General features: G+C 71.8%; 13 protein-coding genes. 11 read left to right on the plus strand and 2 right to left on the minus strand.

Features of this window, described 5'->3' with window-relative positions; translation table 11 throughout:
- Window positions 1-33: 33 nt before the first annotated feature.
- Window positions 34-1,704, minus strand: coding sequence for a hypothetical protein (locus D581_RS0128175; RefSeq protein WP_018960494.1), 1,671 nt, complete (start codon window positions 1,702-1,704; stop codon window positions 34-36).
- Between the two features lie 152 nt (window positions 1,705-1,856).
- Complete coding sequence (locus D581_RS0128180) at window positions 1,857-4,082, minus strand: elongation factor G-like protein EF-G2 (protein ID WP_018960495.1); 2,226 nt, start codon at window positions 4,080-4,082, stop codon at window positions 1,857-1,859.
- Window positions 4,083-4,542: 460 nt separating this feature from the next.
- Between D581_RS0128180 and pgsA the strand changes: the two genes are divergently transcribed.
- The 11 genes from pgsA (at window position 4,543) to yajC (ending at window position 13,704) form a co-directional block, all read left to right on the plus strand.
- Entirely contained in the window at window positions 4,543-5,280 is a 738-nt protein-coding gene (pgsA, locus tag D581_RS0128185) for a phosphatidylinositol phosphate synthase (RefSeq protein ID WP_018960496.1), read from the plus strand.
- A complete protein-coding gene (locus tag D581_RS0128190; RefSeq protein ID WP_018960497.1) occupies window positions 5,277-6,200 on the plus strand; it encodes a phosphatidylinositol mannoside acyltransferase in 924 nt (307 codons plus the stop codon). Before pgsA ends, D581_RS0128190 begins: the two co-directional genes overlap by 4 nt.
- A complete protein-coding gene (locus tag D581_RS0128195; RefSeq protein WP_018960498.1) occupies window positions 6,197-7,357 on the plus strand; it encodes a glycosyltransferase family 4 protein in 1,161 nt (386 codons plus the stop codon). Before D581_RS0128190 ends, D581_RS0128195 begins: the two co-directional genes overlap by 4 nt.
- 55 nt (window positions 7,358-7,412) lie before the next feature.
- Window positions 7,413-7,961, plus strand: a complete 549-nt coding sequence (locus D581_RS0128200) for a hypothetical protein (RefSeq protein ID WP_018960499.1) — start codon at window positions 7,413-7,415, stop codon at window positions 7,959-7,961.
- Window positions 7,962-8,161: 200 nt separating this feature from the next.
- Window positions 8,162-9,082 (plus strand): pyridoxal 5'-phosphate synthase lyase subunit PdxS, encoded by a 921-nt coding sequence (pdxS, locus tag D581_RS0128205; protein ID WP_018960500.1) that lies wholly within the window; start codon window positions 8,162-8,164, stop codon window positions 9,080-9,082.
- Window positions 9,083-9,088: 6 nt separating this feature from the next.
- A complete protein-coding gene (gene pdxT / locus D581_RS0128210) occupies window positions 9,089-9,682 on the plus strand; it encodes a pyridoxal 5'-phosphate synthase glutaminase subunit PdxT (RefSeq protein WP_018960501.1) in 594 nt (197 codons plus the stop codon).
- A gap of 61 nt (window positions 9,683-9,743) precedes the next feature.
- The gene (locus D581_RS0128215) at window positions 9,744-10,496 is read left to right on the plus strand and encodes a YebC/PmpR family DNA-binding transcriptional regulator (protein WP_026290985.1); all 753 of its coding nucleotides are present in this window, start codon (window positions 9,744-9,746) and stop codon (window positions 10,494-10,496) included.
- Between the two features lie 164 nt (window positions 10,497-10,660).
- Window positions 10,661-11,302, plus strand: a complete 642-nt coding sequence (gene ruvC, locus D581_RS0128220; protein ID WP_026290986.1) for a crossover junction endodeoxyribonuclease RuvC — start codon at window positions 10,661-10,663, stop codon at window positions 11,300-11,302.
- Window positions 11,299-11,925 (plus strand): Holliday junction branch migration protein RuvA, encoded by a 627-nt coding sequence (gene ruvA, locus D581_RS0128225; RefSeq protein WP_018960504.1) that lies wholly within the window; start codon window positions 11,299-11,301, stop codon window positions 11,923-11,925. Before ruvC ends, ruvA begins: the two co-directional genes overlap by 4 nt.
- Before the next feature lie 29 nt (window positions 11,926-11,954).
- Entirely contained in the window at window positions 11,955-13,043 is a 1,089-nt protein-coding gene (gene ruvB, locus D581_RS0128230; protein ID WP_018960505.1) for a Holliday junction branch migration DNA helicase RuvB, read from the plus strand.
- Window positions 13,044-13,209: 166 nt separating this feature from the next.
- Complete coding sequence (gene yajC, locus D581_RS0128235; RefSeq protein WP_018960506.1) at window positions 13,210-13,704, plus strand: preprotein translocase subunit YajC; 495 nt, start codon at window positions 13,210-13,212, stop codon at window positions 13,702-13,704.
- Window positions 13,705-13,773: the final 69 nt, after the last annotated feature.

Raw genomic sequence — 13,773 nt, forward strand, 5'->3', positions numbered from 1 at the left:
CCGACCGGGCCTCCCCCTCTCACGTGCACGTTCCTACGCGTCGTAGACGTCGGCCTTGCGCGGGGCCGGGTCCTGGACGAGGCCGCTCAGTATCATCGAGCGGTTGTCGAAGCGCTCCGTGTCGACGCCGTTCTCCGCGAGGACCCGCATCGCAGCCGTGTGGACGGCCCGCAGCACCGGGGTGGCGGCGCGCATCGCGTCGTCCGCCATGAAGCGGTGGTTCCACGGCTTGGCCGCCCACGCGTGCCGCAGCCCGAACGGCTCGGGCAGCACTATCTTCCCGCCCAGGTAGTCCAGCAGCGGCGGATACCAGGTGAGCGGGGCCCGCAGGGCCAGCCGGACGACCTCCTTGGCGTCCACCAGCGCCAGCTGGACGTCCCGGGTCTCCCAGAAGCGGACGGTCTTGTTGACGGTCTTCGTCTTCGCCGCCGGCTTGGAGAGGAACAGGCCGTGCACCGGCCCCAGTGCGTGGCCCGTGACCTCGATGCGCAGGGTCTCGTGGAGCACGGTGACGGTGATCATCATGGTGATCACCAGCTGGCCGTCCCACAGGGTGAACTGGACGCCCAGGTAGTGCCGGTCGCCGCTGCCGAACTGCTGGTGGTTGCAGATCCGCTGTATCTCGTGGGGCTTCACCTGGAAGGTGGCGACGTCCTCGCCCTCCGGGCGGGTGACGGAGTCGGCGTTCTCCCCGATGGGCGAGACGATCCAGTGCTTCACGGACGGCTTCGGGAAGCCGCCGGTGTTCAGCGGTCCGCGCTCCAGCATCTTCAGCTGGTCGTGGATGATCCGGATCAGGTCCCAGCTGCGGAACTGGTGGATCTCCCTCGTCGGGTCCTTGGGGAGCAGCTCCTCGGCCAGCTGCCAGCTGCCCCAGCGGGTGCCCATCCCGAGGACGCCCTTGGGACCGGCGTAGAAGACGGCGTTCGACTGCTGCTCGGCCGACAGCTTCTCCAGGCCCTGACGGAGGGCCTCGCGGGCGGTCTCGTTGGGGTTCTTCGGCACCGCCTCGGGGATCTTCGCGATCACCCCGGCACCGGAGAGCAGACCTTCCCAGCGGGCCCGCATGTCCTTGGCCGAGGTCTCCGCGATCCGCTTGGCGATCACCCAGCCGATCACCGGGGCGATGAGCGCGCCCCGGACGTAGAGCGCGAGCAGCCCGTCCAGGGGGAGCTTGACCATCAGGACCAGCGCGCCGATCCCGAAGGCGGCCAGGAGGACCGTGCCGACCGCGCGGAACGCGTTGTCCTTGGACTTGTTGAGCGCGTCCCGGACCCGGAAGGCGATCACCCAGGCCAGCATGCCGGGCAGGAACAGGACGCCGAACACCACGGTCACCAGGGTGAGCCGCGTGTCACGGGCCTTGCGCAGGTTGTTCGCCGACAGGCAGTGCTCCACCACGGTCTGCGGGTCCGTGCCGAAGGACTGGATGAGCGCCTTGCGGGCGCCGCCGAGCATCCGCTCCTGGACGGCACGGGCGAACGCCTCGCCCAGATTCGGCTTGAAGTAGTCGGACTTGAAGAGTTTCGAGGAGCCCGGCTTCACCACCGATTTGTGCCACTCGCTGTTGGCGTCGAGGATCGTCTCCACCGGACTGTCCCGATACGCCGCCGAGGCCAGGGCATTGGTCGCCACGGTCTGGCCGCCCGAGCCCTGGATCGGGATCTGGGCCCCGGGTGAGAAGTCGAATCCGTCGTTGGCCACCTGTCGCCCCCACTCGCCGCACGTCTGCTCCTGCGGTGTGCCCAACTACCGTACGCGGCATACCTTCTGAGCTGCGACCACAGCGTATCGTCCTGATCACACCACTACCCGTCACCCGCCTGCGTCGAACGGCGTGTGCGACAGTGCGCCGGTCACGCGCCGGGGGCCCCGTCCGACCGCTCCGCCCGGACCCGGTCCGCCACCTGGGGCGGCATCGCCTCGTGGCGGGCGTACGCGCGGTCGAAGCGGCCCGTGCCGTGCGACAGGGAGCGCAGGTCCACCGCGTACCGGCCGACCTCGATCTCCGGCACCTCGGCCCGTACGACGGTGCGCCCGCCCGGACTCTGCTCGGTGCCCACGACACGCCCTCGCCGCCCCGAGAGGTCGCTCATCACCGGGCCCACGTAGTCGTCGGGAATCAGGACGTTCACCTCGCACACCGGTTCCAGGAGCTGGATACGGGCGTCGGACGCGGCCTCGCGCAGCGCGAGCGCCCCGGCGGTCTGGAAGGCGGCGTCCGAGGAGTCCACCGAGTGCGCCTTGCCGTCCAGCAACGTGACGCGCACGTCGACCAAGGGGTGCCCGGCGGCCAGCCCCCGGGCGGCCTGGGCCCGCACGCCCTTCTCCACCGAGGTTACGAACTGACGCGGCACCGAACCGCCGACGACCTTATCGACGAACTCGATGCCCGAGCCCGGCGGCAGCGGTTCCACCTCGATCTCGCAGATCGCGAACTGGCCGTGCCCGCTCGACTGTTTGACGTGCCGTCCGCGCCCGGCGGCCCGCCCGGCGAACGTCTCGCGCAGCGGCACCCGGTGCGGTTCCGCGTCGACCTGGACGCCGTAACGGCTGCGCAGCCGCTCCAGGGCCACCTCCTGGTGGGCCTCGCCCAGGCACCACAGGACGACCTGACCGGTGTCCGGGTTCTGTTCGAGGCGCAGCGTGGGGTCCTCGGCGACCAGCCGGGCCAGACCCTGCGACAGCTTGTCCTCGTCCGCCTTCCCGTGCGCCCGTACGGCCAGCGGGAGCAGCGCGTCGGGCGTCGACCAGGGTTCGATCAGGACGGGGTCGTCGGCCGGGGAGAGCGTGTCGCCGGTCTCCGCCCCACCGAGCCGGGCCACGCACGCCAGATCGCCCGCGACACACCGGTCCAGGGCATGCTGCCGGCGGCCGAACGGTGAGGTGAGCGCCCCGACACGGATCTCCGCCTCGTGACAGGGGCGCGGCGCGTGTCCCGTGGCGCCCAGCCCGTGGCCGTAGAGGTGTACGGAGTCGTCGGGGCGCAGGGTGCCGGAGAAGACGCGGACCAGCGAGACCCGGCCCACGTACGGGTCGGAGGCCGTCTTGACGACCTCGGCGACCAGCGGGCCCCCGGGATCGCAGACCGGGGCGGGCCGGGGCTCGCCCGACGGGGAGGTGACGGTGGGCGGGGTGCGCTCCAGCGGGGTCGGGAAGCCGCGGGTGATCAGGTCCAGCAGCTCCACCGTGCCGATGCCCTGCCGGGCGCCCTCGGCCGCGGGCGCCGCCGTGAGGACGGGGTGGAAGGAGCCCCGGGCGACGGCCCGTTCGAGGTCGGCGATCAGCGTCGCGACGTCGAGGTCCTCGCCCGCGACGTAGCGGTCCATCAGGGACTCGTCCTCGCTCTCGGCGATGATCCCCTCGATCAGCCGGTCCCGGGCCGCCCGCAGGGGCTCCTCCTGGCCGGGCGCCGGGGGCCGCTCGGCGCGTTCCCCCGAGGAGTAGTCGAGGACGCGTCGGCTCAGCAGCCCGGTGAGCCCGGTCAGCGGGGCGTGCCCGTCGGCGCCCTCGGGCCCCAGCACGGGCAGATACAGCGGCAGTACGGCGTCGGGGTCCTCGCCCCCGAAGGCCCCGGCACAGATCCGGGTCATGTCGTCGAAGGAGGTGCGGGCGGTGTCCACGTGCGTGACGACGATCGCGCGGGGTGTGCCGGCCAGCGCGCACTCCTCCCAGGCGGCCCGGGTGGTCGGGGCCACGGTCGCCGCGTCCTGGGCCGCGGAGACGACGAACAGGGCCGCGTCCGCCGCGCGCAGACCGGCCCGCAGCTCCCCGACGAAGTCCGCGTATCCGGGGGTGTCCAGCAGATTGATCTTGCAGCCGTCCCAGGCCACCGGGACCAGCGAGAGCTGTACGGAACGCCGTCGGCGCCGCTCGATCTCGTCGTAGTCGGAGACGGTCGCCCCGTCCTCGACCCGCCCGGCCCGGTTCACGGCTCCCGCCGTCAGGGCCAGCGCCTCGACCAGCGTGGTCTTGCCCGATCCGCTGGGGCCGACCAGCACCACGTTCCGTACGGCGGAGGGATGGCCGGCCGTCGGTACTCCTCCGGCGGCCCCGGGGTGTGCGTGTGCCTTGTCGCCCATGGTGCGTGCCTCCCGGTCGATGGCGCGGTGCGGGGGAGGGCGACCGCGCGCGGAGCAGCGGTGGTCACGGGCACGGGGAGGCCGCCCGCGGCGGCTTCGGCGACGCCCGCGGTCCTTCGAGCTTGGCACCGCGACGGGGCCCCGTCCATACGTCGCGCACGGCGCGGTTCGTACGGAGGGGCTCTGCCCCTCGGGTTCGTACGGAGGGGTCCTGCCCCCCGCGCCGCGCACGGCGCGGTTCGTACGTCGCGCGCGGCAGGGTTCGTACGGCGCGCACCGGCACATCCCGGAAGCCGGGCACCGGCACGGGCCACGGCGTCGCGTACGCGCCGGCCCGCGCGCGAAGCCGGTGTGACACCCGGCGGCGGGTGCCCGTCCGGTGGAAGGCACCGGCGGTGACTACGATGGGCCAGCCGGTGGCCGAAGGGGCCGCCCGGCGAACCGAACCCTCGGGAAGGCCATGCTGAACAAGTACGCGCGTGCATTTTTCACGCGTGTCCTCACACCGTTCGCCGCTCTGCTGCTCCGCCTCGGGGTCAGCCCCGACGCGGTCACTCTCGTCGGCACGGCCGGAGTGATGGCAGGTGCGCTGGTCTTTTTCCCCATGGGGGAGTTCTTCTGGGGCACGATCGTCATCACGATCTTCGTCTTCTCCGACCTCGTCGACGGCAACATGGCGCGGCAGGCCGGGATCTCCAGTCGGTGGGGCGCGTTCCTCGACTCGACGCTGGACCGGGTCGCCGACGGGGCGATCTTCGCCGGATTCGCCCTCTGGTACGCGGGCGGCGGTGACGACACCATCCTGTGCGCCGTCGCGATCTTCTGCCTGGCCAGCGGCCAGGTGGTCTCGTACACCAAGGCGCGCGGCGAGTCGATCGGCCTGCCGGTCGCGGTCAACGGCCTCGTGGAGCGCGCCGAGCGCCTGGTGATCTCGCTGGTCGCCGCCGGTCTCGCCGGACTGCACGCCTTCGGCGTCCCCGGTATCGATATCCTGCTGCCGATCGCACTGTGGATCGTCGCCGCGGGCAGCCTCGTGACGCTGATCCAGCGTGTGGTGACCGTACGCCGCGAATCCGCCGAGGCGGACGCCGCGGAGACCGCCTCGGGACCGGCCGCCGTGGACCCGCCCGCCGCCGGTTCCGCTGGTCAGGCCGGTCAGGCCGGTCAGGCCGGACGGCGGAGCGAGGGCGACCGGTGAGCGCCGGCGCGTCCGATCTGAAGGGGCGGCTCACCGACGGGCTCTACGGACTGGGCTGGGGCGCCGTCAAGAAGCTGCCCGAGCCCGCCTCCGCCCGGCTCTTCTCCACCATCGCCGACCAGGTGTGGAAGCGGCGCGGCAAGAGCGTGCTGCGTCTGGAGTCGAACCTGGCCCGGGTCGTCCCCGACGCGGGTCCGGAACGGCTAGCTGAGCTGTCGCGGGCCGGGATGCGTTCCTACATGCGCTACTGGATGGAGTCCTTCCGGCTGCCCACCTGGAGCCCCCAGCGCATCAAGGACAGCATCGACATCGCCGACGTCCACCACCTGACCGAGGGCCTGGACGCCGGGAAGGGCGTGATCGTCGCCCTGCCGCACCTGGCCAACTGGGACCTCGCGGGAGCCTGGGTCACCACCGACCTCAAGGTCCCCTTCACCACCGTCGCCGAACGCCTGGAGCCCGCGACGCTCTACGACCGGTTCGTCGCCTACCGCGAGGGCCTGGGGATGGAGGTCCTGCCGCACAGCGGCGGGGCCGCGTTCGGAACCCTGGCCCGGCGGCTGCGCGCGGGCGGTCTGATCTGCCTGGTCGCGGACCGGGACCTGTCCGCCTCCGGCGTCGAGGTGTCGTTCTTCGGCGCCACCGCCCGGATGCCCGCGGGCCCGGCGCTGCTCGCCCAGCAGACCGGCGCGCTGCTGATGCCGGTAACACTCTGGTACGACGGCACACCCGTGATGAAGGGGCGCATCCACCCGGCGGTCGAGGCGCCGGCAGAAGGCACCCGCGCCGAGAGGACCGCGGCCATGACCCAGGCGATGGCCGACGCCTTCGCGAGCGGCATCGCCGAACACCCGGAGGACTGGCACATGCTCCAGCGGCTCTGGCTGGACGACCTGGACCCCCGGGGGGAACCCACGTGAAGATCGGCATCGTCTGCCCGTACTCCTGGGACGTACCGGGCGGCGTGCAGTTCCACATCCGGGACCTCGCCGAACACCTGATCCGGCTCGGCCACGAGGTCTCCGTCCTGGCCCCCGCCGACGACGAGACGCCGCTGCCGCCCTACGTCGTCTCGGCGGGCCGGGCCGTCCCCGTCCCGTACAACGGCTCCGTCGCCCGGCTGAACTTCGGCTTCCTGTCGGCGGCCCGGGTGCGGCGCTGGCTCCACGACGGCACGTTCGACGTCATCCACATCCACGAGCCGACCTCCCCGTCGCTGGGCCTGCTGGCCTGCTGGGCGGCGCAGGGGCCGATCGTGGCCACCTTCCACACGTCCAACCCGCGCTCCCGGGCGATGATCGCCGCGTACCCGATCCTCCAGCCCGCGCTGGAGAAGATCAGCGCCCGGATCGCCGTCAGCGAGTACGCCCGGCGCACCCTGGTCGAGCACCTCGGCGGGGACGCCGTCGTCATCCCCAACGGCGTCGACGTCGGCTTCTTCGCCAGGGCCGAGCCGAAGACCGCATGGCAGGGCGGGACCCTCGGCTTCATCGGCCGCATCGACGAACCCCGCAAGGGCCTGCCCGTCCTGATGAAGGCGCTGCCCGCGATCCTCGCCGCCCACCCCGAGGCCCGGCTGCTGGTCGCCGGGCGCGGCGACGAGGAGGAGGCGGTCCAGACCCTGCCGAAGGAACTGCGCGGGCGCGTCGAGTTCCTCGGCATGGTCAGCGACGAGGACAAGGCCCGGCTGCTGCGCAGCGTCGATGTGTACGTGGCCCCCAACACCGGCGGCGAGAGCTTCGGCATCATCCTGGTCGAGGCGCTGTCGGCCGGTGCGCCGGTGCTGGCGAGCGACCTGGACGCCTTCGCACAGGTGCTGGACCAGGGCGCGGCGGGCGACCTGTTCGCCAACGAGGACGCCGACGCGCTGGCCGCCGCCGCGATCCGGCTGCTGGGCGACCCCGAGCGCCGGGCCGGACTGCGCGAGCGCGGCGAGGCCCACGTACGGCGCTTCGACTGGGCGACGGTGGGGGCCGACATCCTCGCGGTGTACGAGACGGTGACCGACGGGGCCGCCTCGGTCGCGGCGGACGAACGCTCCGGGCTGCGGGCCCGGTTCGGGCTGGCCCGGGACTGAGCCCCGGGGGCTCCCGTTGAAGCGGGGGCCCCCGGCGACGGTAGCGTGTGGGCCCGTGACCGTAACCCTCATCGTCTGGATCGTCGTCGCCCTCATCGCGGTCGGCGTGTACCTCAGCTGGACCGCCGGCCGACTCGACCGGCTGCACTCCCGGATCGACGCCGCCCGCGCCGCCCTCGACGCCCAACTGCTGCGCCGCGCCTCGGTCACCCAGGAGCTGGCCACCTCCGGCGTCCTGGACCCGGCTGCCTCGATCGTCCTGTACGAGGCCGCGCACGCCGCCCGCCAGGCGCAGGAGGACCACCGCGAGGTCGCCGAGAGCGAACTGAGCACCGCCCTGCGCGCCGTGTTCGGCGAACCGGCGCAGGTCGACGCGGTGAAGGAGATCCCCGGCGGCGAGGAGGCGGCCACCGAACTGGCCGCCGCCGTACGCCGCGTCCCCATGGCCCGGCGCTTCCACAACGACTCCGTGCGCGCCGCCCGCGCGCTGCGCCGGCACCGTACCGTCCGGCTCTTCCGGCTGGCCGGGCACGCCCCGTTCCCGCTCGCCTTCGAGATGGACGACGCCCCACCGGTGGCCCTCGCGGACCGGCCCGGCACCTGACAGCCGCTGAGCCGGGATCGATCCAGGGCCGATCCGGGGATCGATTCCGCGTTCGATCCAGGGCCGGTCCGGGGATCGATCCGGGTTCGATCCAGGGCCAAAACGATCCACGGCCTGTCCATTGGCCCTTGCTGTGGACTGGTCCCGGGGCGTTTGCTCGGCGTTGCAGTGTCCAGCGTCTTTTCACCGAGTGAGGTCCCGTGTCCACGCTTCCCAGCACCCCGCAGTCCGCCGAGTACCCCGCCACCGGCACCGCCCGCGTCAAGCGCGGCATGGCCGAGCAGCTCAAGGGCGGCGTGATCATGGACGTCGTCGACGCCGAACAGGCGAAGATCGCCGAGGACGCGGGCGCCGTCGCCGTCATGGCCCTGGAGCGGGTCCCGGCCGACATCCGCAAGGACGGCGGCGTGGCCCGGATGTCCGACCCCAACATGATCGAGGAGATCATCGGGGCCGTCTCCATCCCCGTCATGGCCAAGTCCCGCATCGGCCACTTCGTCGAGGCCCAGGTGCTCCAGTCCCTCGGCGTTGACTACATCGACGAGTCCGAGGTCCTCACCCCGGCCGACGAGGTCAACCACAGCGACAAGTTCGCCTTCACCACCCCCTTCGTCTGCGGCGCCACCAACCTGGGCGAGGCCCTGCGCCGCATCGCCGAGGGCGCGGCCATGATCCGCTCGAAGGGCGAGGCCGGCACCGGCAACGTCGTCGAGGCCGTACGCCACCTGCGCCAGATCAAGAACGAGATAGCCCGGCTGCGCGGCTTCGACAACAACGAGCTGTACGCCGCCGCCAAGGACCTCCGCGCCCCCTACGAGCTGGTCAAGGAGGTCGCGGAGCTCGGCAAGCTGCCCGTCGTGCTGTTCTCCGCCGGTGGCGTCGCCACCCCGGCCGACGCCGCGCTGATGCGCCAGCTCGGCGCCGAGGGCGTCTTCGTCGGCTCCGGCATCTTCAAGTCCGGCGACCCGGCCAAGCGCGCCGCCGCCATCGTGAAGGCCACCACCTTCTACGACGACCCGAAGGTCATCGCGGATGCCTCCCGCAACCTCGGCGAGGCCATGGTCGGCATCAACTGCGACACCCTGCCCGAGTCCGAGCGCTACGCCAACCGCGGCTGGTAACCACTGATGAGCGACACCCCCCTGATCGGCGTGCTGGCTCTCCAGGGCGACGTACGGGAGCATCTGATCGCCCTGGCCTCGGCGGACGCCCTGGCCAGGCCGGTCCGGCGCCCCGAGGAGCTCGCCGAGGTCGACGGCCTGGTCATACCCGGCGGCGAGTCCACCACCATGTCCAAACTGGCCGTCCTCTTCGGCATGATGGAGCCGCTGCGCGAGCGGGTCGGGGCCGGCATGCCGGTCTACGGCACCTGCGCCGGAATGATCCTGCTGGCCGAGAAGATCCTCGACCCCCGCTCGGGCCAGGAGACCATCGGCGGCATCGACATGATCGTGCGGCGCAACGCCTTCGGCCGGCAGAACGAGTCGTTCGAGGCCGAGGTCGAGGTCGGCGGCGTCGAAGGCGGCCCGGTCGACGGTGTGTTCATCCGCGCGCCGTGGGTCGAGTCCGTCGGGGCCGGGACCGAGGTCCTCGCCGAACACGGCGGGCATATCGTGGCCGTCCGGCAGGAGAACGCCCTCGCCACCTCGTTCCATCCCGAACTGACCGGCGACCATCGCGTACACGCTCTGTTCGTGGACATGGTGCGCGCGGTGAACTGAGCGGACCCCGGTAGGATCTCTCGGGTTCGACTCGATTTTGGTGACGCGAAGGAGAAGGCAGATGTCCGGCCACTCTAAATGGGCTACGACGAAGCACAAGAAGGCCGTGATTGACGCCAAGCGCGGCAAGCTCTTCGCGAAGCTGATCAAGAACATCGAGGTCGCGGCGCGCTCCGGCGGCGTGGACCCCGACGGCAACCCCACGCTCGTCGACGCCATCCAGAAGGCGAAGAAGAGCTCCGTCCCGAACAAGAACATCGACTCCGCGGTCAAGCGCGGTGGCGGTCTCGAAGCGGGCGGCGCCGACTACGAGACGATCATGTACGAAGGCTACGGCCCCAACGGTGTCGCGGTGCTCATCGAGTGCCTCACCGACAACCGCAACCGTGCCGCGTCCGACGTACGTGTCGCGATGACCCGGAACGGCGGCTCCATGGCCGACCCGGGCTCCGTCTCGTACCTGTTCAACCGCAAGGGCGTCGTGATCGTGCCCAAGGGCGAGCTGACCGAGGACGACGTCCTCGGCGCGGTCCTGGACGCGGGCGCCGAGGAGGTCAACGACCTCGGCGAGACCTTCGAGGTGGTCAGCGAGGCCACCGACATGGTCGCGGTGCGCACCGCGCTCCAGGAGGAGGGCATCGACTACGACTCCGCCGAGGCCAACTTCCTCCCGACCATGCAGGTCGAGCTGGAGGAGGAGGGCGCCCGCAAGATCTTCAAGCTCATCGACGCGTTGGAGGACAGCGACGACGTGCAGAACGTCTTCGCCAACTTCGACGTGTCCGACGAGGTCATGGAGAAGGTCGACGCCTGACGGCGCGGCCGACAGGTCCCACACGACGGGCCGACGGGGCACTCCCCGTCGGCCCGTCGTCCTGTGGTTGCGACGGATTGTCAGTGCGAGCCGATAGCCTGCGGGAACAGATGATCGAGCGGGCGCGGTGCGCGTCGGCGACGGGCTGAGGACAGGGGGGCTCCATGCGGGTTCTGGGCATTGACCCGGGGCTGACCCGGTGCGGCGTCGGCGTGGTCGAAGGAGTCGCGGGAAGACCCCTGACCATGATCGGCGTCGGCGTCGTGCGCACTTCCTCCGACGCCGAGCTCGGCGACCGGCTCGTCGCCGTCGAACGCGGCATCGAACAGTGGCTCGACGAACACTCCCCGGGCTTCGTCGCCGTCGAGCGCGTCTTCGCCCAGCACAACGTCCGCACGGTGATGGGCACCGCGCAGGCCAGCGCGGTCGCCATGCTCTGTGCCGCCCGCCGCGGCATCCCCGTCGCCCTGCACACCCCCAGCGAGGTCAAGGCCGCGGTCACCGGATCCGGCCGCGCCGAAAAGGACCAGGTCGGCGCCATGGTGACCCGCCTGCTGAGGCTGGACGCACCGCCCAAGCCCGCCGACGCCGCCGACGCCCTGGCCCTGGCCATCTGCCACATCTGGCGCGCCCCCGCGCAGAACCGGCTCCAGCAGGCCGTCGCCGCCCACCGCACGTCCGGCGCGTCCCGCACACCCGGGGCGGCCGGCGCCCTCGGCGCCTCCCGTACAGCCGGGGTTTCCCGCCCGCCCGGGCTGCCCGGGGCCCCCGGCACGTCCCGCACGCTGAAAGGCCGCACCGCATGATCGCTTTCGTCTCCGGCCCGGTGGCCGCCCTGGCCCCGACCACCGCCGTCATCGAGGTCGGCGGCATCGGCATGGCGGTCCAGTGCACCCCGCACACCCTCGCCGACCTGCGCGTCGGCAAGGAGGCCAAGCTCGCCACCTCGCTGGTCGTCCGCGAGGACTCGCTCACGCTGTACGGCTTCGCGGACGACGACGAGCGGCAGGTGTTCGAGCTCCTCCAGACCGCCAGCGGCGTCGGCCCCCGCCTCGCCCAGGCCATGCTCGCCACCCACAGCCCCGACGCCCTGCGCCTCGCGGTCTCCACCGGCGACGAGAAGGCGCTGACCGCCGTCTCCGGCATCGGCAAGAAGGGCGCGCAGAAGCTGCTCCTGGAGCTCAAGGACCGGCTCGGCGAACCGGTCGGCGCGCACATCGGCCAGCAGGGCATCGGCACCCCCCACACCTCCGGCTGGCGCGACCAGCTCCAGGCCGCCCTCATCGGCCTCGGCTACGCGAGCCGCGAGGCCGACGAGGCCGTCAGCGCCGTCGCCCCGCAGGCGGAGGCCGCCGTCGCCGAGGGCACGGCACCCCCCGTGCCGCAGCTGCTGCGGGCCGCCCTGCAGACTCTCAACCGCGCACGCTGACCGGCACCGAACCACCGAAGAGGCCCTTGATGAACTGGGACGAGCCCGGACCCGAGACCGACGAGCCGACCGGCCCGGTCCTCGACGACCGGCTGGTCGACGCCGGCCATCTCGACGGCGAGGACACCGCGGTCGAGGCGGCGCTGCGCCCCAAGGACCTGGAGGAGTTCGTCGGCCAGGAGAAGGTCCGCGAACAGCTCGACCTGGTCCTCAAGGCCGCCCTCGCCCGCGGCGCCACCGCCGACCACGTACTGCTCTCCGGTGCCCCGGGCCTCGGCAAGACCACTCTTTCGATGATCATCGCGGCGGAGATGAACGCCCCGATCAGGATCACCTCGGGCCCCGCCATCCAGCACGCCGGCGACCTCGCGGCGATCCTCTCCTCCCTCCAGGAGGGCGAGGTCCTCTTCCTCGACGAGATCCACCGCATGTCCCGGCCCGCCGAGGAGATGCTCTACATGGCGATGGAGGACTTCCGGGTCGACGTCATCGTCGGCAAGGGCCCCGGCGCCACCGCCATCCCACTCGAACTGCCCCCCTTCACCCTGGTCGGGGCCACCACCCGGGCCGGGCTGCTGCCGCCCCCGCTGCGCGACCGCTTCGGCTTCACCGGGCACATGGAGTTCTACGCCCCCGCCGAACTGGAGCGCGTCATCCACCGCTCCGCCCGCCTCCTCGACGTCGCCATCGACGTGAAGGGCGCCGCCGAGATCGCCGGACGCTCCCGCGGCACCCCCCGTATCGCCAACCGCCTGCTGCGCCGCGTCCGCGACTACGCCCAGGTCAAGGCGGAGGGCACGATCGACCGGGAGATCTCGATGGCCGCCCTCAAGGTGTACGAGGTTGACGCCCGCGGACTCGATCGGCTGGACCGCGCCGTCCTCGGCGCCCTGCTGAAGCTCTTCGGCGGCGGCCCGGTGGGGCTGTCCACACTGGCGGTCGCGGTGGGGGAGGAGCGGGAGACCGTCGAGGAGGTCGCCGAGCCCTTCCTCGTACGGGAAGGACTGCTGGCCAGGACCCCGCGCGGCCGCGTCGCCACCCCGGCGGCCTGGGCGCATCTGGGACTGGTCCCGCCGCAGCACGGAGCAAAGGGACAACAGGGTCTGTTCGGGGCGTGATGGGTCACAGGTTCGCGTGCGCAGGAACCCCGGTGCCATGCTGGGCGTTGTTCCAACGATGCGGACTCGCTTAGACTCCGCCGATGCCGCCCTTACCGGTCGGTGTACCCACCCCCGTATATACAGGCCGCATTCCAGCGCGGTCGTGCGAAGGAATTCCCGTCCCGTGGATATCTTGACTCTCCTCCCCTTCATCGTGCTCATCGGGGCCATGTTCCTGATGACCCGTTCCGCCAAGAAGAAGCAGGCGGCGGCCGCGCAGATGCGCAACGACATGCAGCCCGGCACCGGCGTCCGGACGATCGGGGGCATGTACGCCACCGTCAAGGAAGTCCACGACGACACCGTTATCCTCGAGGTCGCTCCCGGCGTGCACGCCATCTACGCGAAGAACTCCATCGGCGCCGTCCTGGACGACGCGGAGTACAACCGCATCGTGCACGGTGACGACCCGGAGCTGGACGCGGACGGCACGGTCGTTCCCGACGACGCCTCCTCGCTGACCGGCGAGTCCGACTCCGCCGAGGTCGCCAGGATCGACCTGACCAAGGACGACGCGGCCGACGACGTCGAGCCCGAGGACGCCTCGGTCAAGGAAGTCAAGGACGCGAAGGACGCCAAGGACGAGAGCAAGACCGACGGCGACGCCGACTCCAAGTAGTTCTCACGATCCCGGGGACGTCGCGCGCCCACCGGCGCGCGGCGTCCCCGGGACCGTGCGGTCGTCTGC

The organism is Streptomyces sp. CNB091 (assembly GCF_000377965.1).

What these genes read in the sequence shown, in the direction of transcription:
- D581_RS0128180 (WP_018960495.1), bottom strand. Translation starts at nt 4,082, where the DNA reads ATGGGCGACAAGGCACACGCACACCCCGGGGCCGCCGGAGGAGTACCG.
- pgsA (WP_018960496.1), top strand. Translation starts at nt 4,543, where the DNA reads ATGCTGAACAAGTACGCGCGTGCATTTTTCACGCGTGTCCTCACACCG.
- pdxT (WP_018960501.1), top strand. Translation starts at nt 9,089, where the DNA reads ATGAGCGACACCCCCCTGATCGGCGTGCTGGCTCTCCAGGGCGACGTA.
- D581_RS0128215 (WP_026290985.1), top strand. Translation starts at nt 9,744, where the DNA reads ATGTCCGGCCACTCTAAATGGGCTACGACGAAGCACAAGAAGGCCGTG.
- ruvC (WP_026290986.1), top strand. Translation starts at nt 10,661, where the DNA reads ATGCGGGTTCTGGGCATTGACCCGGGGCTGACCCGGTGCGGCGTCGGC.
- ruvA (WP_018960504.1), top strand. Translation starts at nt 11,299, where the DNA reads ATGATCGCTTTCGTCTCCGGCCCGGTGGCCGCCCTGGCCCCGACCACC.
- ruvB (WP_018960505.1), top strand. Translation starts at nt 11,955, where the DNA reads ATGAACTGGGACGAGCCCGGACCCGAGACCGACGAGCCGACCGGCCCG.